Consider the following 22,070-nt stretch of genomic DNA (forward strand, 5'->3'; position numbering starts at 1 on the left):
ATGGGCCAGCGCTGGAGCTACACCTACGACGGCAACGGCCAGCTCACCAGCCGCACCGACCCCCTGGGCGCCCAGGTCACGGTCCAGTACAGCCAAAGCATTCCCGCCCCCGCACCGCTGCTCACCCTGGGCGCCGCCGGTAAGGTCCTGGACCCCACGGGCACCAGCGGCACCACCAGCAAACTCGCCAACCTCTGGGGCGGTGGCCGCGTCGGCAAACTCGATGCCCAGGGCTGCGCCTCCACCGGCAAGAACCAATACCTGCGAGAAAAACGCCAGTTCCTCGTCACCTACCTGGACTGCCGGGGCAACACCACCGTCTATCTCTACGACCGTGAAGGCAACGAACTGGAGAGAACCTTCAACGGCAAGCCCGCAGCCAAAACCCTGTGGGACGGCAACTACCAGACCCGCGCCATCGATGCACGGGGCCTGACCACCACCACCAGCTACGACTACAACTACCAGCCGCTGCAAATTATTTACCCGGATGGCAGCCGGGACCAATACGAATACGAGCCTGTACGCGGCCTCAGGACAAAGCACATCAACCAGGGCGGCATCACCAGCACCTGGAGCCATGACGACAAAGGCCGCGTCACCAGCTGGACCGAAGCCCTGGGTCGGCCCGAACAGCGCACCACGCGCTACCAGTACGACAGCTACGGTCAACTGACCAGCCGCAGCACCGGCGCGGGCGACGGCACAGGAGAAGACAGCAGAACGACCACCTACCGCTACGACAACAACGGCAGCCTGATCGAGGCCACGGACCCGCTGGGCCATACCAGCCAGGCCAGCTACGACGCCAGGGGTCTACCTGCAACGCAGACCGACGCCCTGGGCAACACCACCACGCTGGGCTTTGATGCAGCAGGCCGGCTGACCCAGGCCAGCAATGCCCTGAACCAGACCACAAGCCACGAATACGACGCCAGAGGGCGAAGGACGAAGAGCACCAGTGCAGCAGGCCGAACAAAGCAAACCCGCTACGACCCGCAAGGTCGAGTCATAGAAACCATTGCCCCGGGCCAGACCCAAGGCGCAGGCACGCGCATCACCTACGACAACACGGGCCTGCCCCTGAGTACCACAAGCCCCAGCGGTCTTGTCACGCAGACCACCTACGACCACCGGGGCCGCATCGCCAGCAGCATCGATGCGGCAGGCGACACCATCGGCCACGAATATGGCGAAGACGACAGCCCGCAGGCCGGGCTGCTCATCGCCACCCAGTACCCCACGTACAAGGAAACCTACCAGTACGACCAGAACGGCCGGCAAACCGCCGTCACTCAGCACTTGGCCAATCCCTCGACGCAGGACCAAACCCGCACCCAGCACCAGCAATACGACAGCCTGGGCCAGAGGGTCGCCACCATAGACCCCGCAGGCCGCACCACCATCTATGAATACGACGGCCTGGGCCGCCTCGTCAAAACCATCGACCCCATGGCCCAGGCCACCAAGCAGACCTGGAATGCCCACGACCAGCTCACCAGCCTGACCGACGCCAAGGGCAACACCCACAAATTTGAATACGACAAAGCCGGGCGCCTGATCAAGGAAACCCGCCCCATGGGCGGCGCCATTCTGTATGCCTACGATGCCGCAGGCCAACTGACACAACGCACGGACGCTGGAGGCAACACCCGCCGCTACGCCTATGACAAGGCCGGCCGCATGGTGCAGGAAGAGCACAAGCTCCAAGGCACGGAAACCGACCAACGCATCAGCTACCAGTACGACGCAGACGGCCTGCTCACCGCCTACGAGCAAAAGGACGGCCAGCACAACCTGATCAGCAGCGCCACCTACGACAAGGACGCGCAAGGAAGAACCACCCAGAACAAGGTGACCTACGGCAAGGTCGATAAAACGGGTAGCTTCAGCTTCACGGTAGGCCAAAGCTACAACGCCGACGGCCAACTGGCCGGCCACAGCTACCCCGACGGCAGCGCAGGCCAATACAGCTACGACAAGGGGCGCCTGAGCCTGGTGACCCTGCCAGACCAGAGCCAGATCCGCTACGGCAACTACCAATGGCTCACGGCCACGCGCATCGAGACGCCGGGTGCCACCAAAACCATCAGCCTGGATGCGCTGCAAAGGCCGCTGTCCATCGAGGTCAAGAACGCTACCACCCAGATACTGGCCAGTCGCTACTACCAGTACGACAAGGCAGGCAACATAACTCAGATCGACAGCGATCTGGGCACCACCGAGTATGGCTACGACAACCTGGACAGGCTGACCAAGGCTGCACCAGACCAGCCACTCAAGGACCTGGGTCTGCCCACCGAGCAATACCAGTACGACGCCGTGCACAACCGTGTCTTCAGCGGCCACCAAATGGGGCAGTGGAGCTACAACGCTGACAACCAGCTCACCAGTTACCCGCGCCTGCGGCCCTTCGACAAGGTGGCACAGCCGATACAAACCCAGGTCGAGTACACGCCGCAGGGACATACAGCCAGGGAAAGCAGTGACAAAGGAGAACGAAGCTACAGCTACAACGCGGCGGAGCGGCTGATCCGCTATGCCAGCACAGCGGCAGGCCAGAGCACCCCAGACATTGATGCCCAATACCGTTACGACCCCCTGGGGCGGCGCGTTTCCAAAGAAGTCAAGGAAGGCCAGACCACCAAGGTCACCTACTTCTTCTACAGCGACACGGGACTGCTGGGCGAGGCCAACGAGCAAGGGCAGATGACAAGGGCGTATGCCTTCGATCCCCAGAAAGCGCAGCAAGGGCTATGGAGCACGGCCCCTATCTGGCAGGCGGAGGTCAGCAATGCGCAATTGACGAGCAAGAACACCAGTGTCCACTATCTGCATACGGATCATCTAGGAACGCCGATGCTGAGCAGCAGTAAACAGGGTGCAATGATGTGGAAGGCTTGGGCAGAAGCATTTGGGATTACAGGGATACTATCGGAAAATAAGCACGAGATAAATCTGAGACTCCCTGGGCAGTATTGGGATGCAGAGTCAGGTAATCACTCTAATTTCTATAGAAGCCTATATGTCATATTGGGAAGATACCTTGAAGTTGATCCAATTGGACTCCATGATGGCGTTAATCTATATTCTTATGCAAATCAATCACCATTAAAATTTCAAGACTCACTTGGTCTCGCTCCATCCTCAGGTATAGGTATTCCATATCCAGGCTTTCCGGTGGAAATCAAGATTCCAAGAGGTCCCTGGTGGCTTATTCCCATTTATATAATTGTCAGTGAATGCAAAGCCTCTGATTGGGATAAGTGCGAAAGGGATTGTGATTTCGATGATTCAGCAAGAAGAAAATTCTGCCACTATAATTCATCCATATACGGAAGGCGGGGTACCGAAAAATATGCGGAGAAATTTAGGAAGTGCATTTCTGAATCAGATGAAAGATACATAGAGTGTTATCAAGAATGCAGGAGGATGTATGGAGGATAATCTTTTACCAATCTTGACAGTTAGGCTGTCAGATGGAAATCTGCTATTTATGGCCAGCAGGAAGGGAGGGGGCAGTTTTGTAATATCCAGTCTTGAGTACGAGCAAGGCGAAGATCGCAATGATTTATATGGAGAGATAGGGAAGAAAGTTATTGCATATTTTGATATGCTGCAAGGCTCTGAGGAAGAGGCATTTGGAGCAATAACGCTAGATGATTTGTTGACTAAAATAAACGGGTTGAATTTAAACTCTTCTATCGAAGAATTGCTGAAGATTGAAAATCAACTAAAAATGCTGGCTCTCGATGGAAATGATTTTGCGAGTGCATATTTAGAAGGTGAATGGAGGTCGGTAAAGCGTAAATTCTTACTCAATAAGAGTGGCTAATACCACCGATCCACGAAGCGAGCGCAGATGAACGCTGTCGCCAATTTCAGCAGCGTTTCGAGGTTATCCAGTCATAGTTCAAAGCGGATTTGCATTTTGCCGAAGCCTTCAAACCAGCCGTGCGTCCGCTCCACCACCCAGCGATGCTTGCCCAGTCGCTCGCTGCTCTCAACGCCTCGCCTGGTAATGCCGCTGGCGATGCCCCGTTGTCTCAAGTGCGCACGGCAATGCTTGTAGTCATAGCCCTTGTCGGCGTGCAGCTTCGATGGTCTTTTACGGGGGCGCCCTCCCAAGTCTGCAATCGCAGGAATCGCGTCCACGCACCTCTTGAACATCTTGGAGTCGTGCCGGTTCGCGCCGCTTACCAAGTCGGCCCTGCAAATCCCCGGCAACCCGCATGAACACTGGATTTTCGCTGGTTCGCATAGGCTGGCGATCCCCGAGAATCGTTGTATCAGACGCTGATTTCTGGGAGTTTTGTTGATGCCCGAGCCTGCCGACACCGCCGATTTCTTTCGCCCGCGTCTGGCCGAGATGATCGATCTGCGCCATCTCACTGTGGGCCTGAACATCTAAAGATGGTGCGTGCAAGGCACGCACAAAAAGATGCTAATTCCAGGGTTCCCAGAGGCTGTTATAAACGCCATTGTCACGAAGTGAGGTAAATATGTTGTCTATTGATGATTTGTCAGAAGTGATGTCTACATATGAATTGCCTAATATTGAGACGCCTGATGATGGAGTATTTGGATCGGTGAAAATAGCTATTCAAATCATAAGAAAAGGTAACGGGAAATTCTATCCAAGAATCATGAGAAGAGAAAAAATAGAGGCTGCTCCAACATATGGTTCGACTGAGTCGAGAAGATTGATGGATAAAATGACGATAGAAATATCAACTCCAGATGAATCGTTTGATTTTGAAATGTTTGATGGTAATTCGGTAAAGGATGCGCTATTAATCGGATTGAACGGGGTAAATGAGGCGTTTTCAGAAATTAACGAAGTTGATCGGCAACGACCTGAGCTAAACTGAGTACGTCTATGAACCGCTTAGCCAGGGCCGCGCCAGATCAGCCACTCAAGGACTTGGCCTGCCCACGGAGCAATACCAGTAAGACGCCGTGCGCAACTGCACCTTCAGTGGCCATCAGGTGGGACAGTGGAGCCGCAACGCAGACGACCAGTTCACCTGCGACGCCAGACTCCCGCCCTTCGACGCAATAGCGCAGCCCGAGCAAACCCAAGTGCAGTACACCCCGCAGGGACACACGGTCAAGGAAAGCAGCGACCAGGGAGGCCAAACCCGCGGCTACAACGTCGCACAGCGGCTGATCCGTGGAAATAGTTGATTCGATCTACCTGTTCGGTCGATCCTGACGCAGGTGTGGCCCCGGTTCAGTCAGTCTTCGGGGTGCTGCGCAGGCCCGCCCGGGCAGGGCCCGCCCATGGCCACGGGCGGCGGGTCGCCCAGCCAGCGGCGCGGCCCGGGGCCATTCTGTGCGCACAGGTCGCCGGGGTTGTGCAGCACGCAGTGGCGCAGCGAGAGGCAACCGCAGCCAATGCACTGGTCCAGGCTCTCGCTGAGCCGCTGCAGCTCGCCTATGCGGTCGTCCAGCCGCTGCTTCCAGACCCGCGACATCTTCTGCCAGTCCCCGCCCGTGGGGACATGGCGGCTGGGCAGCTTGGCCAGCTGCTCGGCGATCTCCTCCAGCGTGAAGCCGATGCGCTGGGCGAAGACCACGAAGGCGATGCGCCGCAGCGACGAGCGGTGGTAGCGCCGGTGGCCGCTGGCGCTGCGCACCGACTCGATCAGGTTCAGCGACTCGTAAAAGCGCAGCGCCGAGGCCTTGACCCCGCTGCGCTGCGCCACGTCGCCGATGCTGAGCAGCGGATCATCCTCGGTTTTCATGGTGGCTTTCCTTCGTGGCTTGACTTCAAGTTCACTTGAACTCGAAGAATGCGGCCATTCTGAGCGAAAGCGCAGGAACAGGGCAACCGGGTCTGTACCGCCCATGCGAGCGTCCTGGCCGGACTGCGAAATTCTTTGGCCGAGTGCTGCAATGACGCAGCTGCCGTTCATTCATAGAGTAATGGGTCTCATTTGTATTGAATGGCACTGGCCGGAGGTTTCCATGTACATCGACAGCAGCAGCTTTCCCCTGGTCCGAATGGGCTACGAGCGCGACAAGGCCGTGCCCGTGGACCGCTTGCTGGAGGACTTCTCGGCCCTGCTGGCCCGCGGCCAGGCCTTTGTCTTCTTCAGCGACGGCGACATGTCCCAGGAGGAGCGCTCACCCGAGGAGCGCAAGCAGGTCGTGCTGTGGATGAAGGCCCGCCGCCCCGAGCTCAAAAGCCTGGTGCGCGCCCTGGTCCACGCCGAGCCCGATGCGCAAAAGCGCGCCGAGGCCGAGGCCTTCGCACAGATGTTCGGCAAGGCCTGGGGCTATCCCATGCTGCTGGTGGCCTCCCCCGAGGAGGCGCAGCAGCGTGCACGGGAGCTGCTCGGGTCCGATTGATGACCGATTGACATGAACTGAGAGAAACACCATGAATGCCGTGGATTCCGCCCTGCTCAAAGTCCTGCCCGAGAGGTGGGACCCCGACCATGTGGACCGTCCCGTGATCGTCCTGCCCATGCGGTCGGGCCCCGGCGACTGGGGGATGAACTTCCATGCCCACCGCAAGAGCCAGCTCATGGTCACCCATGCGGGGCTGATCACGCTGGAGACCGATGCGGGCGTCTGCGTGGTGCCGCCGCGCAGCGCCGCCTGGATTCCGGGCGGCACGCTGCACCGCGTCAGCTGCAGCGGTGCGGCCAGCGGCTACGTGGTCTTTGTCGAGTCAGGGGCCGTGCGCCCCGTGCCCGGACCCTGCCATGCGCTGGCCGTCTCGCCCTTTCTCAGTGCGCTGCTGGACCGCGTGCAGGGCCTGCCGCAGGACTACGAGCCCGACAGCGGCGATGGCCGGCTCATGCAGGTGCTGCTCGACGAGATCCAGGCGGCGCAGCCCGAAGGACTGCACCTGCCCCTGCCGCACGACCGGCGCCTGCGCCGCATGACCAATGCCCTGTGCGAGCAGCCGCAGCTGCAGGCACGTCTGGCCGATTGGGCCCAGCGCATCGGCATGAGCGAGCGCAGCATGACGCGGCTGTTCCTGGCCGAGACCGGGCTCACGGTCAACCAGTGGCGCCGCCAGCTGCATGTGCTCACCGCACTGCAAAAGCTGTCCGAGGGGCTGCGCATACAGACCGTGGCAGATGCCCTGGGCTACGAGAGCGCACCCGCCTTCGTGACCATGTTCCGCAAGGCGGTGGGCACCTCGCCGCGCCGCTTCCTGGCGCTGCGCAGCGCGCCCGTGGCGGGCGGGGCCGCAGGCCTCTGAGGCCTGCGGCCCCGCGAACATCACGACAGCCGCAGCCCCAGGCCCAGCAGCACGGCCACCACCATCGCAGCGGCGAAGACATCCCAGCGCCGTATGCGCCGGTAGCGCAGGAGCAGGACCAGCACGATGCCGATCAGCGTGATCAGGCGCGCCTGGAACACCGTGCCCAGCAAGAAGCAGATCACGATCTGCGCCCAGTAGGCCAGCAGGCCGGGCATCGGCGATGGCCCGGGGGCCTGTGCATCGGGGCCCGGCGCCTGTGCGGGCTGCTGCTGCGGCGTGTCCACGGCCGGCCGGGCGGCCGCTGCGGCCTGGGCGCGCGCGGCCTCGCGCTCTTGCAGCCGCTGTTCGCGCCGCTGCTGGTCGGTCTTCTCGATCACGGGTGCCGCCGGCTCGGCCGGCTGCCACCAGGTCTTGCCGCTGGCCAGCGCAGGCGCCTGCCCGCTGGCGGCCAGACGCCGGAACTGTGCGCTTGCGGTCGCCTGCGCACGCGCCGCCGCGCGGTCCTGCCGGCTGGCCTGCCGCAGGGCATCGTTGGCGCGGTCGATGGGGCTGCGCGTGAGCTGGCGGGCCTGGCCCAGCAGCGGCCCGCCCTGCACGGGATCGACCTGGTACACGAACTGCGCCAGTCCCAGCAATTGCGAGGGCTGGGCTGCCTGCCCCTGCCAGTGCGCCGGCTTGCCGGCGCTGGCCTGCGTGGCGTGGTGCAGGGCGGCGCGCAGGCGCCTGCGCGTCTCGCGCGATACGCCGGGCTTGTCCGCGTTCACCACCAGCCCGGTGACCTCCTGTCGGCGGCCCTTGCGCATCACGCGCTCCTTGTCGGGGTGGGGCGTGAAGCCTTCGTCGCGCAGTATCCAGCGCACGCGGCCCAGCAGCCGGCCCACGTTGTCGCGCGCGGCCTCGCCCGAGGCGGAGAAGGTCAGGTCGTCCGCATAGCGCGTGTACACAAAGCCCAGCTGCCTGGCCAGGCCCAGCAGGCGGCGGTCCAGGCGGCGGCACAGCAGGTTGGTGAGCATGGGGCTGGTGGGCGCGCCCTGGGGCAGCACGCGCTCGCGCGCCTTGCCGCCGACGAAGAGCTTCTCGCCATCCACCTGCCAGGCCTGGGCGCGGTTTTCGCTGCACAACAGGGCCAGGAGGGTGGCCATGGCCTCGCCATAGCCCAGATGCCGGAACACGCCCTTGATGCGGCCGAAGGCAATGCTGGGAAAGAAGTCCTTCACGTCCAGGTTGATGACCACGTCGTGGCCCGCATGCGGCGCGGCGTTGCTCACGATGGAGCGGCCGGCCAGGAAGCCGTGGGCGGCGCCATGCGCGGGCACCTTGGCGAGGATGTTGTCCAGCACCCAGTACTGCGCGCGCTTGAGGCGCGGCATGGGCGCGGAGATCAGCCGCTCGCCGCCGGTCTTCTTGGGCAGGGTGAACGAGTGGTAGTGGTGGGTGCGGGCCACTTCGCGGTGAAAGCCCAGGAAACGCAGCTCGGCCACGGTGATGCCCATGGCATCGGCCAGCTGCGCCGCATCGGCAAGCTCCGGCAGGCCATGCCGGGCCAGCCTTTGCGGGTCGGCCTGCCGGCGTTGCCCGGCAGCAGGCTGTGCCTCACCGACCTGCGGTCCCTGCAGGGCAGCGGAGACGCCGGGACCCAGATAGCCCACGTGCGTGGCCCGCCTGGCATGCCAGGCCAGCGCCTTGTCGTGGCGCTCCTGGGCCTGGCGGCGTTTGGTTTCCTCGCGCTGGGCCAGCGCCTTTTGCATGCGCTCCTTGCGCATCTGGCGCAATGCGCGCTCGGGGTTCTGGCGCACGGCGATTTGCTGGCGCAGCTCGGCCAGTTCGCGCTGCAGCTCGCCCTCGCGCTGGATGTGGGCGGCGGCCAGCTGCGGCTGTCCCTCGCCCTTGGGCCAGAAGCCCAGGCGCTGCATCTCGTCGAGGATGACTTCCTGTTTGCTCGATGCCTTGATGCGCTCGTAGATCTCGGCGCGCGTGGGTTGCGGCTGGCTCATGCGGCCACCCCTGCAAGGCGGGCCCGGCCGCTGTGCGGCGGGCAAAGAAATGGAGCGACGCGCTTCTCGTCGAAGAGCCCGCAGGGCTCACGGGACGGGAGCTGTTCGCTCGACGCCACCCCGCGACGGTATGCGTGTTTCGCTTGTGGCAAGCCACTCAGGAAAACGCATACCGTCGCTGGGGTGGCACAGTGAAAACGGCGCCCGTGGTGCATGAAACGGCAGTTCACAAGGGTGGCGAAACACCACCCGGGTTGCAAGAGCCTGCGCGTCGCTCCGCGTGGCAGTGTAGAGCAATTGAAGCGGTTCACGCGATTTCTCCTTGTCCTGCGGCCTTCATCTGCGGGCCGGTCGGCTGGCGGGCGGCATCGAGCTGGGGCTGCGCCACCAGGCGCAGCGCAATCATGTGCTCGCAGGGGCCCTGGCGCAGCCGGTACTGCTGGTAGTGGTTGCAGCTGCAGCGCGCATCGGTCAGGCGTTCATCGGCATCGAGTTCGAGCTGGGTGTCGAACAGGCGCTTGCCATCGGCGCGCGGGATCTGGCCGGTGATGCGGCTGAACCCGTCCTTGCGGTCGATGCGCGGCGGGGCAATGGCCTTGCCGCGCACCAGGGCCAGCGCCTTGTCTTGCTCGGGGTTGGCGGGCTGCAATTGCTGCGCCGTCAGCGGCTCGCGCAGCAATTCGCGCCAGGCGTAGCGCCCGGCGTCCAGGTCGTAGACCGCGCGCCCGGCCTGCATCCAGCGTGTCATGGCCGTGTGCACCTGGGCCGGGGACAGGCCCGTGGCCTGGGCCAGATCCTGCGCGCCGGCCTGCCAGCACGACTGCAGCTGCCGGCCCACGGCCTCGACCTGGGCAGGCGTGACCTCGGCCTGCGGCGCCATCAGGTGAAAGCGCGCGCTGGCGGCCCAGTCGTTGGCGCTCCAGCCCGACAGGCCCAGCGTGACCGTGACCAGGCCCAGCTCGATCACCCAGAAGCTGGGCATGCCGCTGCCCAGCAGGTGCACGCGCACGCGCGTGGCCTGGGAGATCAGGCGCTCCAGCGTGAGCAGGCGGCGGCGCCCCCACAGGCGGATGGTGCCGCCGCCCGTGCCCATGGCATCGCTGACGACGTGCGAGCGCCGGGTGGCCAGGCGCTCCTCCCAGGGCTCGAACACCACGGTGGGCGGCTGTGCCGGCGCCAGCTCGAAGCGCAGCGCGCGCGGGCCGTGGCGCTCGCGCCGGGCACGCAGCCGCGCGCAGATGTTGAACAGGTCCATGGGGTGCAGCTCCAGCACGGTGGCGGGCAGGGCCATGGCGCTGGAGACCTGCATGAAGCCGCGCAGCCAGCTGTCGGGCAGGTCGATCTTTTCCTCGCGCAGCGTGGGGTCGCCGCCCACCTGCACGGCAAAGCCGGCCGGGTCCAGCGTCAGCCTCGTGTCCCGGTAGTTGCGGATCTTCTGGAACTCCTCGTACAGGCTGGCCGAGTAGTCGATGTTGGTGGTGCCGCAGATGCGCTCGCCCGCATGCTCGAAGGCCTCGTGCCGGATGCTGACCGCGCAGTAGCTCGATTCGTCCTGGCTGAAGGCCTCGAACAGCAGCCGGTACGGGTGCACGGTGATCACGGGGTCCAGCACGTACCATGCATCGCGGTTGGCCACGAACAGCCAGTCGAAGTACTTGCGCTGGGCCTTGTAGAAGGGGGAGAGCACCTGGTTGCGGGTCTCGCGCAGGTCCTTGAGTTCGGCGCTGATTTCCTTGGCGCGTGCCTGGGCGCCGCCGGTGTTTGCCATGAAGGTGGCGAGCATTTGCGCTTCGTGCTCCTGCAGCCATTCGCGGTAGGCCGTCTTGTCGCGGCCGCGCGTGCGCAGGTCGCTGACCACCACGCTGTGCAGCGCGGACAGCCCTTCGCGCACCTGCAGGTAGGCCGGGCCGTCGCGCCGGAGCAGGCCGTCGAAGCGCGTGGGTGGGCGCAGCAGGTCGGGCGCGAAGGAGAAGGCCTGCTCGGCCGCCGTGTCGTTGACCTGCGTGCTGCCGTAGTACTGATAGCGAAATTCCATGTCCGATCGACTCCGTGCCTTGTTGCGGCGCTCAGGTTGAAGACGGGGCCTGGCCGCGCCGCTCCGCCGCCAGGGGCTGCATGAAGCTTTGCGCCAGCTGGGGATGGCGCTGCACGATGTCGCGCAGCCCGGCCACATAGTCGGGCTGGTCGGCATGGCTGGCGCTGACCACCTGCCGCGCAAAGATGGCCGCCACCACGGCGGCGGTCTCGGGCGCCTGCACCTGGCTGCGCAGGAAATGCAGCACGCGCGTCTTGCTGGCGCGCGCGCGGTGCACCTGGCTGAGCACGGCCAGGAAGTAGGGCTGCAGCTCCTGCAGGCGCGCCGCGCGCTGCGGTGCGGGCTCGTCGGGCAGGGCGAGCAGCCATTGCGTGACGAACAGCTGCACGCTGGTGGCGGGATGCTGAGCCAGGCGCGTGAGGAAGAGGCTGGCCTCGGGCGCGCTCATGTGCTGCGCGAGCCGCTGGCGGCCCAGGGCCTGCACCCAGGGCTGGGCGTGATCGACCCAGCCGAGCAGCAGCTGCGGCGACAGGGCGCCGTCCGGCAGCCGCTGGCCGAACATGTCGCGCGCGTACTGCTGCGTGTCGGCAAACAGGGCGTCGGCCAGCGGCAGCAGTTGCTCGGCCTGCTCGGGCCGGGTCCGGTCCATGGGCGTGAGCTGCGCATCGATGCTCTGGCGGCTCAAGGCGCGCACGTCGGCATCGGCATGCCGGGCCAGCGTGGACCACTGGCGCAGCGTGTAGGCCTGCAGGTCCAGCGCCTTCAGGCCCCAGGCGCCGTAGCGCTGTGCGCCCTTGGCCTGGGCCTGCAGGGCGCGCCAGATGCCCGAGGCATCGCGGGCCGGGGCCACGGCGGCCAGCGGGCCGGTGAGCAGCCGCAGCGCCGCGTCGTGGACGCCTTCGGCCTTTTCCGCGCGGAACAGCACCTCGTGCAGGCGCTCGGCGATCTGGGCATTGCAGCGCGTGTTGTAGAGGGCGGTGCCGGCCAGGCGCTCGACCAGGGGCGCTGCCGCTGCGCGCAAGGCGGCATGTGGTGATACCGCGAACCCGGCCAGCATGTCGGCCTGCTCGCACAGCAGGTCATCGGCCAGGCTGCCCATGAGCCGGATGCCGCAGGCCATGCGCGCAGGTTCCTCGGATTCCAGCAGCCCGCGCAGCGCCGCCGGCGGCAGGGTCCGCAGGCCCTGCGGGTGTGCCAGCAGCCAGGCGGTGGCCATCTCCACCAGCGCCGTCACCGAGTGCGCCAGCAGGTGGTGCAGCGGCGGGGCCGGGACGCTGGCGGCCTGCGCGGCCAGCGGGCCGTTGCCATCGAACAGCGCCTGCACGGCATCGCGGATATCGGCCAGCGCGGGGCTTTCGGCCTCCAGCGTGGGCAGCGCCGCCAGCAAGGCCAGGGCCACGGCTGCACCATCGGCATAAAACAGCAGGGCCAGGCCCTGGGTGCGCGAGCTGGCGGCCGGTGACAGCAGCAGGGCGGCCACCAGTTCGGCATCGCGCGCGGCGCCTGCGCGGTCACGCGACAGCCAGGCGCCCAGGTAGCTGGCGGCAGGCCCGTCGCCGCATTGCGCAAGCGCCAGCAGCCAGGGCCGGCGTGCCGCATCGTCGGTCAGCGAGACCATGCGCTGCTGCGCGATCTGAAGGCCCAGCGCAGCCGCCGGTGCATAGGTTTTGTGCAGCAGCGGCGCGGTGGCCGCTGCATCGAGGCCGTCCAGAAAGGCCTTCTGGTCCTGCAGGGCGCGCGTGAGCGACCACAGCAGCAGCGTGGACTGCGAACGGCCCACCAGTTGCAGCAGTTGCCCGGGGTGGGCGTCCCACATGGCCGAAAGCCCTTCGACGCGCTGCGCAGGCAGCTGCTGCAGGTCCAGCGGCTCGTCGGTGTACCAGGTGTGGGCGCGGGCCGAGGCATGCAGTTGCGGCCAGCGCGGCAGCAGCAGCCTGGCGGCGATGAGCCAGCGCGATTCGGGCAGGCGGCCGGAGCGCGAGGCAGCCTGGCCCGCGCAGCAGCGGTCCATGGCCTGGAGCAGGGCTGCGGCATGGGCGGCGCTTTCGCTGTGGTCGGCCGATGCCATGCGCCGCAGCTGGCGCCAGCCGCGCAGGCGCAGGTACAGCGAGGTGTCGCGGCTGAAGACGGCACCCTCGTCGCGCGGGCCATCGAAGCGCGCATGCAGCACGGCCAGCAGGGCGTGGTCGCGCCGCCACTCGGCACGCTTGTGGATGCGCCGCAGGGCCGGCCACCAGGCGCGCGTGAAGGGGATGCGCTCCATCCAGGCCAGCAGCTGCTGGTGGACGGCGCCGTCGTGCGCGCCCAGCGCATCGGCCGCCAGCAGCGCCTGTGGCCCAAGGGCCTGGAAGAAGGCCTGTTCGGCCTGCGGTCCATCCTCTTTCGGGCCGTTCTCCTTCGGGTTGATCCCGGCCCACTGCGCCTGGTACTCCTGCAGCGCCGCCTGGCGTTCCTGCGGCGCCAGCAGGGCCAGCCAGGCCTGGTGCGCCAGGTCGCGCGTGGCCTCGCTGGTGCCGCGCTGCGAGAGCGCCTGCAGGGCCACCGCCGCGCCGCCATCGCCCAGGCGCCCGATGAGGTAGGCCAGGCAGTAGTCGAGCAGATCGTCCCCCGTGCCCAGCAGTGCCACCAGGCGTGGAACCTGGGCATGCAGCAGGCGCTGGGCGGCGCCGCCGCGCGCGGGGTCCGCATATTCGGCCAGCCGCCACACCAGCCGGGCCTGCTGGCCCGAGGGCATCAGCCGCCAGGCGCTGCCGTCCAGGCGTTTGCACAGGGCGGAAATGGCGCCGGCCTGCAGGGCCGACTCCGGCAGGCCTGGCGGCACCGTGGCCTGTCCCGGGGCCTGGCCGGGGGAGGGCGCCGGGCCTGCTTCAGCATCCAGCTCCGCAAAGCCCTCATGGGACTGCAGCACATCGCCCGCGCCCAGGCGCTGGCGCAGGTAGGCCAGCGCGCGCTGGCGCGCAGGCTCCAGCGCCTGGGGCAAGGGGGTGAGCGTGCTGTCATCGACCTGCGCGACGACGCCGGCCTTCAATTGCGTGACCTGCAAGGTCACGACATGGCGCGCGGCGGTGGCCGTGGTGTCGCCGCCCGGCATCTCCAGGGCCAGCACCCTCACGGTGCTGATGCGTTCGTTGCGTCCCTGTGGCCGGGACAGTGTGGCGTGAGCAAGCAGATTCATGCGGCAGGCATCCAGTGCTTTTCCATGGAGGGTGTCGGCGTTCGTCGGCGCTTTTTGGCGGTACCTGGCGGTTCCTGGTGATACCTGGCCGCCACCCTGGGTCAGATGGCCTTGCAGTGTAGTGGTGGCGTCCTGCAGGTGCGGCAACGCGCGTGTGTCCGTCTGTGCGCGCCTGTTCAGGTCTTTTCAGGTTTTCTCAGGTCGTTCCTGGTCAATTGCCGCTGCGCTTGTCCGATCCGGCCAGCGATGTCCCCGGCAAACCGTCCTCAATTTCCGTGGTGTCTTTGCGCGCGGATCTTGACTTCAAGTTCACTTGAACTTGAAGAATGCAACCCATTGTGAGCAACCGCCTGGAAGGCCTCCAGAGCCTGCGGTCCCGCCCCTTTTCCCGGCCCCGCCGCTGCCCCGGCAGCAGGGCCTTGCCCATCCCCCTCAAGGAGAGTCGATCCATGCCCGTTCTTCCACCGCCGCCGTTGCGGCGTGCCCTGTTCGGAGGCGCCCTGGCGGCGCTGGCCCTGCTTGCCGGCTGCCGCCCGCAGGCCGTGGGCGATGCCCACGCCAGCGACGGTCCGCCGCCTGCGCCCGAGGTGCTGGTGAGCGAAGTCGTGCCGGCCAGCGTGCGTGTCTGGGACGAGTTCAACGGCCGCATCGATGCCGTGGAGTCGGTCCAGCTGCGCCCGCGCGTGTCGGGCTATATCGAGCGCATTGCCTTCAGCGAGGGGCAGGAGGTCAGGAAAGGCCAGCTGCTGTTCGTGATCGACCAGCGGCCCTACCGCGCCGCCCTGGCCAGCGCCGAGGCCGAGCTGGAGCGCACGCGCGCAGGCGCCGCGCTGGCCCGCACCCAGGACCAGCGCGCCCGCCAGCTGGTGGCCGAGCATGCCGTCTCGCGCGAGGAGGCCGATACGCGCGCCGGCGCCCTGGCCCAGAGCGCCGCCCAGGTGCGCGCCGCCGAGGCCGCACTGGCGGCAGCCCGGCTCAACCTGGATTTCACCGAGGTGCGCGCGCCGGTCTCCGGCCGCGCGGGCCGCGCCCTGCTCACCGTGGGCAACCTGGCCCAGGCCGACCAGAGCGTGCTGACCACCGTGGTCTCGCAGGACCCGGTGTATGTCTACTTCGATGCGGACGAGCACAGCTTCCTGCGGCAGCAGCAGGCCGCCAGGGAGGCCAAGGGACGGCCCGGCGCGCAGCGGCCCGTGCGTGTGGGACTGGCCGGCGACGAAGGCTTTCCGCATGCGGGCAGCCTGGACTTCACCGACAACCAGCTCAACGCGGGCACGGGCACGGTGCGCATGCGCGCCCGCCTGCCCAATCCCGACCGCCTGCTGACGCCGGGCCTGTTCGCGCGCGTGCAACTGCAAGACGCGCAGGGCCTGGGCGGCGAGCGGCAGACGCTGCTGATCGACGACAAGGCCGTGCTCACCGACCAGGACCGCAAGTACGTGTATGTGGTGGGCGAGGGCAACAAGGCCGAGCGCCGCGACCTGGAGCTGGGCCGCATGGTCGATGGCCGGCGCGTGGTGGACAAGGGGCTGGTGGCGGGCGACCGCCTCGTGGTCGGTGGCCTGCAGCGCATCTACTACCCCGGCATGCCGATCAGCCCCAAGCCAGCGCCCGGCGATGGGCAGGCGGCGGTGGCCAAGGCGTCGGCCGTGGCCGCGCAGTGAACTGGGAAGCAGCATGGACTTCTCCAAATTCTTCATAGACCGGCCGATCTTCGCGGTCGTGCTCTCCATCATCCTGTTCGCCGTGGGGCTGGTCGCGATTCCGCAGCTGCCCGTGGGCGAGTATCCCGAGGTCGTGCCGCCCAGCGTGGTGGTGCGCGCCACCTATCCGGGCGCCAATCCCAAGGAGGTCGCCGAGTCGGTGGCCGTGCCGCTGGAGGAGGCCATCAACGGCGTCGAAGGCCTGATGTACATGAAGTCGGTCGCGGCGTCCGACGGCAGCCTGCAGGTGGTCTCCACTTTCCGCCCCGACGTCGATCCCGACACGGCCGCCGTGCGCGTGCAAAACCGCGTCAGCCAGGCCCAGAGCCGTCTGCCCGAGGAGGTGCGCCAGTTCGGCGTGACCACGCAAAAGCAGTCGTCCACGCCGCTGATGTACGTGGGCCTGGTCTCCCAGGACGGCCAGCATGACGCGCTGTACCTGCGCAACTACGTCACGCTCAAGATCAAGGACGTGCTGGCGCGCATTCCGGGCATTGGCGACGTGGGCATCTACGGCGCGGGCGACTACGCCATGCGCGTGTGGCTGGACCCGGACAAGGTGGCCGCGCGCCAGCTCACGGCGCCCGAGGTGATTGCCGCCATCCGCGAGCAGAACATCCAGGTCTCGGCCGGGCAGTTGGGCGCGCAGCCCAGTCCGCAGAGCGCGGACAAGCTGCTGTCCATCAACGTGCGCGGGCGGCTGAAGACGCCCGAGGAATTCGGCAGCATCGTGCTCAAGGGCGGTGCGGACGGCCAGGTCGTGCGCCTGGCCGACGTGGCGCGCATCGAGCTGGGCGCCAGCGACTACACGCTGCGCTCGTGGAGCGACAAGAAGAACATGGCGGCCGTGGGCATCTTCCTGTCGCCCGGCGCCAATGCGCTGGGGGTGGCCGAGCAGGTCTACGCGGCCATGGACAAGCTCTCCCAGGACCTGCCCGAGGGCGTGGCCTTCGAGACGGTCTGGGACCCCACGGTCTTCGTGCGCGACTCCATCAAGGCGGTGCAGAGCACGCTGATCGAGGCCGTCATCCTGGTGGTGCTGGTGGTCATCGTCTTCCTGCAGACCTGGCGCGCCTCCATCATCCCGCTGCTGGCCGTGCCCGTGTCCATCGTCGGCACCTTCGCGGGGCTGTACCTGCTGGGCTACTCCATCAACACGCTGACCCTGTTCGGCCTGGTGCTGGCCATCGGCATCGTGGTGGACGACGCCATCGTGGTGGTGGAGAACGTGGAGCGCTACATCGAGGAAGGGCACACGCCCCTGGAGGCGGCCCACCTGGCGATGAAGGAGGTCTCGGGCCCCATCATCGCCATCGCCCTGGTGCTGTGCGCGGTCTTCGTGCCCATGGCCTTTCTCAGCGGCGTGACGGGTCAGTTCTACAAGCAGTTCGCCGTGACGATCGCCATCTCCACGGTGATCTCGGCCATCAACTCGCTGACGCTGTCGCCCGCGCTGGCGGCCAAGCTGCTGCAGCCGCGCGGCGCGCCGCGCGATCCGCTGGCGCGCGGGCTGGACCGCAGCCTGGGCTGGCTCTTCCGGCCCTTCAACCGCTTCTTCGACCGCAGCGCCCACGGCTACCAGAACTCGGTGGGGCATTCGCTGCGCCGCCGGGGCCTGGTGTTCGCGGTCTATGCGGCGCTGCTGGCGGGCACGGCCGTGCTGTTCCAGGCCGTGCCGGGCGGCTTCATCCCGCTGCAGGACAAGCTGTACCTGTTCGGCGGCGCCAAGCTGCCCGAAGGGGCTTCGCTGAACCGCACGGATGCGGTCACGCGCCAGATGGTCGATGCCGCCAAAAGCGTGGAAGGCGTGGACATGGTCGCCGCCTTCGCGGGCTTCAACGCGCTGCAGTCCACCACCACGCCCAACCTGACCAGCGCCTACATCATGCTCAAGCCCTTCGGCGAGCGCACGCGCAGCGCCGAGGCCATCAATGCCGAGCTGGGCGCGAAGTTCTCGCAGATCGAGGGCGGCTTCGCCTATGCGCTGATGCCCCCGCCCATCCAGGGCCTGGGCAACGGCTCGGGCTACTCGCTGTTCCTGCAGGACCGCGCGGGCCTGGGCTACGCGGCGCTGCAGCAGGCGCTGCAGGCCTTCCAGGCCGAGATCGCCAAGACACCGGGCATGACCTACCCGGTCAGCAGCTACCAGTCCAACATCCCGCAGCTGGAAGTCAAGGTGGACCGCACCAAGGCCAAGGCCCAGGGCGTGGCGCTGACCGACCTGTTCCAGACGCTGCAGGCCTACCTGGGATCGGTCTACGTCAACGACTTCAACGCCTTCGGCCGCGTCTGGCGCGTGATGCTGCAGGCCGACGCGGACCACCGCCAGACCGTGGAGGACATCGCCAGTCTGCGCACGCGCAATGCGCGCGGCGAGATGGTGCCCATAGGTTCCATGGTCACCGTGGTGCCCAGCTTCGGCCCCGACCCGGTGCTGCGCTACAACGGCTTCCCGGCGGCCGATCTGATCGGCGACTCCGACCCGCGCGTGCTGTCCTCGGGCGAGGTGCTGGCCAAGCTCCAGGAGATCGCGCAGCGCACGCTGCCGCGCGGCATCGAGCTGGCCTGGACCGACCTCAGCTACCAGCAGGTGGAGCAGAGCAATGCCGCGGCCGTGGTCTTCGCCATCGCCGTGATGCTGGTCTTCCTGGTGCTGGCCGCGCTCTACGAAAGCTGGACGCTGCCGCTGGCCGTGATCCTCATCGTGCCCGTGTGCATCTGCGCGGCGCTGTTCGGCGTCTGGCTGGCCGGCGGCGACAACAACGTCTTCGTGCAGGTGGGACTGGTGGTGCTGATGGGGCTGGCCTGCAAGAACGCCATCCTGATCGTGGAATTCGCGCGCGAGCTGGAGCTGCGCGGCGTGGGCATCGTCGATGCCGCGCTGCAGGCCTGTCGCCTGCGGCTGCGGCCCATCGTCATGACCTCGATCGCCTTCATCGCCGGGGCCGTGCCCCTGCTCATCGGCGGTGGCGCGGGCAGCGAGGTGCGCGCGGCCACGGGGGTGACCGTGTTCTCGGGAATGTTGGGCGTGACCCTGTTCGGCCTGTTCCTCACGCCGGTGTTCTACGTCACGCTGCGCCGGCTTTCGGGCCGCGCGCTGACGGGGCATGCGCCTGCGCATTCCACCGGGCCTGCCCAGCCCGCTTCCCTGGAGTCCCCACATGCCTGAGATACGCAAGTCCCTGAGCCGCCACGCGCTGGCGCTGGCATCCGCCGCCCTGGTGGGCGGCTGCGCGGTCGGCCCCGACTTCAAGGCGCCTGCTGCGCCGCAGGCCGGGGCGCAGTTCGCGCGGGCCGAGCCTGCACCGGCCACCCCGCAGGCCGAGCCCGACGCCGCCTTCTGGCGCCAGTTCCAGGACCCGCAGCTGACGCAGCTGGTGGAGCGCGCGCTGGGCGACAACCAGGACCTGCAGGTGGCGCTGGCGCGGCTGGACGGTGCCCAGGCGCTGCTGCGCGAAAGCCGCTTCGACCAGCTGCCCACGGGCACGATGTCGGGCCGGGCCACGCAGCAAAAGCTCAGTGAGAGCGAGGCCTTCTATGGCCCGCGCAGCCAGCGCAGCTACACCGCCGGGCTGTCGGCCAGCTGGGAGATCGACGTGTTCGGCCGCGTGCGGCGCAGCATCGAGGCGCGGCATGCCGACCTGCGCGCCGATGCGGCCGACCTGGCGGCCCTGCAGGTGGCCATTGCGGCCCAGGTGGCGGGCAGCTACGCCGACCTGCGCGGCTGGCAGCAGCGCCTGGCCTTGGCGCAGGCCAACGCGGCCAACCAGCAGGACACGCTGCGCCTGGTGCAGCTGCGCCTGGCGCACGGCAGCGGCACCGAGTTCGACCTGGCGCGCGCCCAGGCCCAGCTGGAGGCCACGCGCTCGCGCATTCCCGCGCTGCAGGCGCAGATCGCCATGGCGCAGCACCGGCTGGCCGTGCTCACGGGCCAGGCGCCCGAGGCGCTGATCGCCGCGCTGGATGCGCCTGCCGCCCTGCCGCAGCTGCCGCCGGCCATCGACCCCGGCACGCCGGCCGGCCTGCTGCGCCGGCGCCCGGACGTGGCCGTGGCCGAGGCACGGCTGCATGCGGCCACGGCACGCATCGGCGTGGCTACGGCCGACCTGTTCCCGCGCCTGTCGCTGGGCGGGCTGCTGGGCAGCACGGCGTTGCACGGCGGCTCGCTGTTCGAGGGTGCCAGCGCCCGCAGCAGCGTGTTCCTGGGCGTGGACTGGTCCTTTCTCGACGTGGGCCGCGTGCGGGCGCGCATCGCGGCCAGCGAGGCCGGCGCCCAGGCCGCGCTGGCCCAGTACCAGCAGACCGTGCTGCTGGCGCTGGAGGACACTGAGAACGCCCTGGTGCGGCTGCAGCGCACGCGCAGCGAAGACGCCCACCTGGCCCAGGCCGCCGAGCAGCGCCAGCGTGCCGAGCAACTGGCGCAGCGCCGCTACCAGCTGGGCAGCGTGGGCCTGTACGAAGTGCTGGATGCGCAGCGCGACCTGTATGCGGCCCAGGACGCGGCCGCCGACAGCCGTGCGCGCAGCCTGCGCGCCGCCGTGGCGCTGTACCAGGCCCTGGCCGGTGGCTGGGACGGAAAGCTGCCGCCGGCCTGAGCGCGCGGCGCGCATTGCCACAAGGGACGGCCAGGCGCCGTCCCTTTTTTCTTGTCCGGCGCCCCCGGTGAAAACCACGAGGACCAGGGGCTTGCCTCATTTTTTTCTTATCGGATAATTTTCTCATTGGAAAAAAATGGAGCGATGGATGATGGAAAGCCAGGTTCTGGATTTCGCCGTGATCGGTGGCGGCATGGCCGGTGCCTCGGTGGCCTGGCGGCTGGCCGGGGGCGGCGCCTCGGTGCTGGTGCTGGAACGCGAGCCGCAGCCCGGCTACCACGCCACGGGCCGCTCGGCCGCCATGTTCATGGAGAGCTACGGCACCGCGCAGATACGCGCGCTGACACGCGCCAGCCGTGGCTTCTACAGCGCGCCGCCCGAAGGTTTTTGCGAGCACGCGCTGCTGCAGCCGCGCAGCGTGCTCTACATAGGAACGGCCGGCCAGGAGTCCCAGCTGGACGAGGCCCTGGCCATGTACCGCCGCGACGGCCTGCGCGCCGAGCGCATCGACGCGCGCCAGGCCTGCGCCCTGGTGCCCTGCCTGCAGGAGAGCCTGCTCGTGGGCGCCGTGCATGACCTGGATGCCATGGACATCGACGTGGCCGAACTGCACCAGGGCTTTCTGCGCGGCATGGCGCGTGCCGGTGCGCGGCTGCGCTGCGGCGCCGAACTGTCCGGCGCCGAGCGTGAGGTGGATGGCGATGGCCAGGGCCTGTGGACGCTGGCGCTGCAGGACGGCACGCAGGTCCGTGCCCGCGCCGTGGTCAATGCCGCAGGCGCCTGGGCCGATGCCGTGGCCCGGCTGTGCGGCGCGCGGCCGCTGGGCATCGAGCCCCGGCGCCGCTCGGCCTTCACCTTTGCCGCACCCGAGGGCGAGGACATCCACGGCTGGCCTGCCGTGATCGGCGTGGACGAGAGCTTCTACTTCAAGCCCGATGCAGGCCAGTTGCTGGGCTCGCCCGCCAATGCCGATCCCGTGCCGGCGCACGATGTGGTGGCCGAGGAGCTGGACGTGGCCATGGGCATAGACCGCATCGAGACACTGACCCGCCTGCGCATACGCCGGCCGCGCCATGTCTGGGCCGGGCTGCGCAGCTTTGCGCCCGACGACGACTTCGTGATCGGCTGGGATGCGCAGCGCGAGGGATTTTTCTGGCTGGCCGGGCAGGGCGGCTACGGCATACAGACGGCAGCCGGCGCCTCGGCCGCCGCGGCCGCGCTGCTGATGCGCGAGCCGCTGCCCGCCGAGCTGCTGGCGCAGGGCGTCGATGCCCTGCGGCTGAGTCCGGCGCGCTTCGCTGCCTGAGCCGTCATCCCTTTTTCACCTTTTCAGCCCCCGCAACACA

At 67.2% G+C, this 22,070-nt stretch carries 14 protein-coding genes and 1 pseudogene; 10 read left to right on the plus strand and 5 right to left on the minus strand.

Going from position 1 to position 22,070, the window contains the following annotated elements; genetic code table 11:
• Both A9976_RS19090 and A9976_RS19095 read left to right on the plus strand, forming a co-directional pair.
• Positions 1 to 3,447, plus strand: a 3,447-nt coding sequence (locus tag A9976_RS19090; RefSeq protein WP_183020310.1) for an RHS repeat protein, incomplete at its 5' end; no start/stop codon positions are given.
• Complete coding sequence (locus A9976_RS19095) at positions 3,437 to 3,835, plus strand: hypothetical protein (RefSeq protein ID WP_183020311.1); 399 nt, start codon at positions 3,437 to 3,439, stop codon at positions 3,833 to 3,835. The genes A9976_RS19090 and A9976_RS19095, both read left to right, overlap by 11 nt.
• Here A9976_RS19095 and A9976_RS19100 read toward each other — a convergent pair.
• Positions 3,832 to 4,221, minus strand: a pseudogene (locus A9976_RS19100) (transposase); the annotation flags it as partial. The gene A9976_RS19095 and the pseudogene A9976_RS19100 overlap by 4 nt on opposite strands.
• Positions 4,222 to 4,502: 281 nt before the next feature.
• Between A9976_RS19100 and A9976_RS19105 the strand changes: the two are divergent.
• Positions 4,503 to 4,871, plus strand: coding sequence for a hypothetical protein (locus A9976_RS19105; protein ID WP_183020312.1), 369 nt, complete (start codon positions 4,503 to 4,505; stop codon positions 4,869 to 4,871).
• 88 nt (positions 4,872 to 4,959) lie between these two features.
• Positions 4,960 to 5,187, plus strand: a complete 228-nt coding sequence (locus A9976_RS19110; RefSeq protein ID WP_183020313.1) for a hypothetical protein — start codon at positions 4,960 to 4,962, stop codon at positions 5,185 to 5,187.
• Between the two features lie 50 nt (positions 5,188 to 5,237).
• Here A9976_RS19110 and soxR read toward each other — a convergent pair whose 3' ends face one another.
• A complete protein-coding gene (gene soxR, locus A9976_RS19115; protein ID WP_183020314.1) occupies positions 5,238 to 5,747 on the minus strand; it encodes a redox-sensitive transcriptional activator SoxR in 510 nt (169 codons plus the stop codon).
• Between the two features lie 223 nt (positions 5,748 to 5,970).
• On the opposite strand from soxR, the gene A9976_RS19120 reads away from it, so the two are divergent.
• Together A9976_RS19120 and A9976_RS19125 are read left to right on the plus strand one after the other, a co-directional pair.
• Entirely contained in the window at positions 5,971 to 6,354 is a 384-nt protein-coding gene (locus A9976_RS19120) for a hypothetical protein (RefSeq protein ID WP_013800052.1), read from the plus strand.
• A 31-nt stretch (positions 6,355 to 6,385) separates the two neighbouring features.
• Positions 6,386 to 7,219, plus strand: a complete 834-nt coding sequence (locus A9976_RS19125; protein ID WP_183020315.1) for an AraC family transcriptional regulator — start codon at positions 6,386 to 6,388, stop codon at positions 7,217 to 7,219.
• A 20-nt stretch (positions 7,220 to 7,239) separates the two neighbouring features.
• Here A9976_RS19125 and A9976_RS19130 read toward each other — a convergent pair whose 3' ends face one another.
• From A9976_RS19130 to A9976_RS19140, 3 genes are all read right to left on the minus strand, one after another.
• Complete coding sequence (locus tag A9976_RS19130) at positions 7,240 to 9,216, minus strand: reverse transcriptase family protein (protein WP_183020316.1); 1,977 nt, start codon at positions 9,214 to 9,216, stop codon at positions 7,240 to 7,242.
• A gap of 307 nt (positions 9,217 to 9,523) precedes the next feature.
• Positions 9,524 to 11,251: an SWIM zinc finger family protein gene (locus A9976_RS19135; RefSeq protein ID WP_183020317.1), complete on the minus strand. Its 1,728-nt coding sequence runs from the start codon at positions 11,249 to 11,251 to the stop codon at positions 9,524 to 9,526.
• Positions 11,252 to 11,282: 31 nt separating this feature from the next.
• The gene (locus A9976_RS19140) at positions 11,283 to 14,426 is read right to left on the minus strand and encodes a hypothetical protein (protein ID WP_183020318.1); all 3,144 of its coding nucleotides are present in this window, start codon (positions 14,424 to 14,426) and stop codon (positions 11,283 to 11,285) included.
• A gap of 449 nt (positions 14,427 to 14,875) precedes the next feature.
• Between A9976_RS19140 and A9976_RS19145 the strand changes: the two genes are divergently transcribed.
• From A9976_RS19145 to A9976_RS19160, 4 genes are all read left to right on the plus strand, one after another.
• Positions 14,876 to 16,090, plus strand: a complete 1,215-nt coding sequence (locus A9976_RS19145) for an efflux RND transporter periplasmic adaptor subunit (protein ID WP_183020319.1) — start codon at positions 14,876 to 14,878, stop codon at positions 16,088 to 16,090.
• Positions 16,091 to 16,103: 13 nt separating this feature from the next.
• Positions 16,104 to 19,298 (plus strand): efflux RND transporter permease subunit, encoded by a 3,195-nt coding sequence (locus A9976_RS19150; RefSeq protein ID WP_034397640.1) that lies wholly within the window; start codon positions 16,104 to 16,106, stop codon positions 19,296 to 19,298.
• Complete coding sequence (locus A9976_RS19155; RefSeq protein ID WP_183020320.1) at positions 19,291 to 20,724, plus strand: efflux transporter outer membrane subunit; 1,434 nt, start codon at positions 19,291 to 19,293, stop codon at positions 20,722 to 20,724. The genes A9976_RS19150 and A9976_RS19155 overlap by 8 nt, the downstream gene beginning before the upstream one ends.
• Before the next feature lie 151 nt (positions 20,725 to 20,875).
• A complete protein-coding gene (locus A9976_RS19160) occupies positions 20,876 to 22,030 on the plus strand; it encodes an FAD-binding oxidoreductase (RefSeq protein WP_183020321.1) in 1,155 nt (384 codons plus the stop codon).
• The last annotated feature ends 40 nt before the right edge of the window (positions 22,031 to 22,070 follow it).

This window comes from Delftia sp. UME58 (assembly GCF_014170385.1).
GTDB lineage: Bacteria > Pseudomonadota > Gammaproteobacteria > Burkholderiales > Burkholderiaceae_C > Comamonas > Comamonas acidovorans.

What these genes read in the sequence shown, in the direction of transcription:
- A9976_RS19095 (WP_183020311.1), top strand. Translation starts at nt 3,437, where the DNA reads ATGGAGGATAATCTTTTACCAATCTTGACAGTTAGGCTGTCAGATGGA.
- A9976_RS19105 (WP_183020312.1), top strand. Translation starts at nt 4,503, where the DNA reads ATGTTGTCTATTGATGATTTGTCAGAAGTGATGTCTACATATGAATTG.
- soxR (WP_183020314.1), bottom strand. Translation starts at nt 5,747, where the DNA reads ATGAAAACCGAGGATGATCCGCTGCTCAGCATCGGCGACGTGGCGCAG.
- A9976_RS19120 (WP_013800052.1), top strand. Translation starts at nt 5,971, where the DNA reads ATGTACATCGACAGCAGCAGCTTTCCCCTGGTCCGAATGGGCTACGAG.
- A9976_RS19125 (WP_183020315.1), top strand. Translation starts at nt 6,386, where the DNA reads ATGAATGCCGTGGATTCCGCCCTGCTCAAAGTCCTGCCCGAGAGGTGG.
- A9976_RS19130 (WP_183020316.1), bottom strand. Translation starts at nt 9,216, where the DNA reads ATGAGCCAGCCGCAACCCACGCGCGCCGAGATCTACGAGCGCATCAAG.
- A9976_RS19135 (WP_183020317.1), bottom strand. Translation starts at nt 11,251, where the DNA reads ATGGAATTTCGCTATCAGTACTACGGCAGCACGCAGGTCAACGACACG.
- A9976_RS19140 (WP_183020318.1), bottom strand. Translation starts at nt 14,426, where the DNA reads ATGAATCTGCTTGCTCACGCCACACTGTCCCGGCCACAGGGACGCAAC.
- A9976_RS19145 (WP_183020319.1), top strand. Translation starts at nt 14,876, where the DNA reads ATGCCCGTTCTTCCACCGCCGCCGTTGCGGCGTGCCCTGTTCGGAGGC.
- A9976_RS19150 (WP_034397640.1), top strand. Translation starts at nt 16,104, where the DNA reads ATGGACTTCTCCAAATTCTTCATAGACCGGCCGATCTTCGCGGTCGTG.
- A9976_RS19155 (WP_183020320.1), top strand. Translation starts at nt 19,291, where the DNA reads ATGCCTGAGATACGCAAGTCCCTGAGCCGCCACGCGCTGGCGCTGGCA.
- A9976_RS19160 (WP_183020321.1), top strand. Translation starts at nt 20,876, where the DNA reads ATGGAAAGCCAGGTTCTGGATTTCGCCGTGATCGGTGGCGGCATGGCC.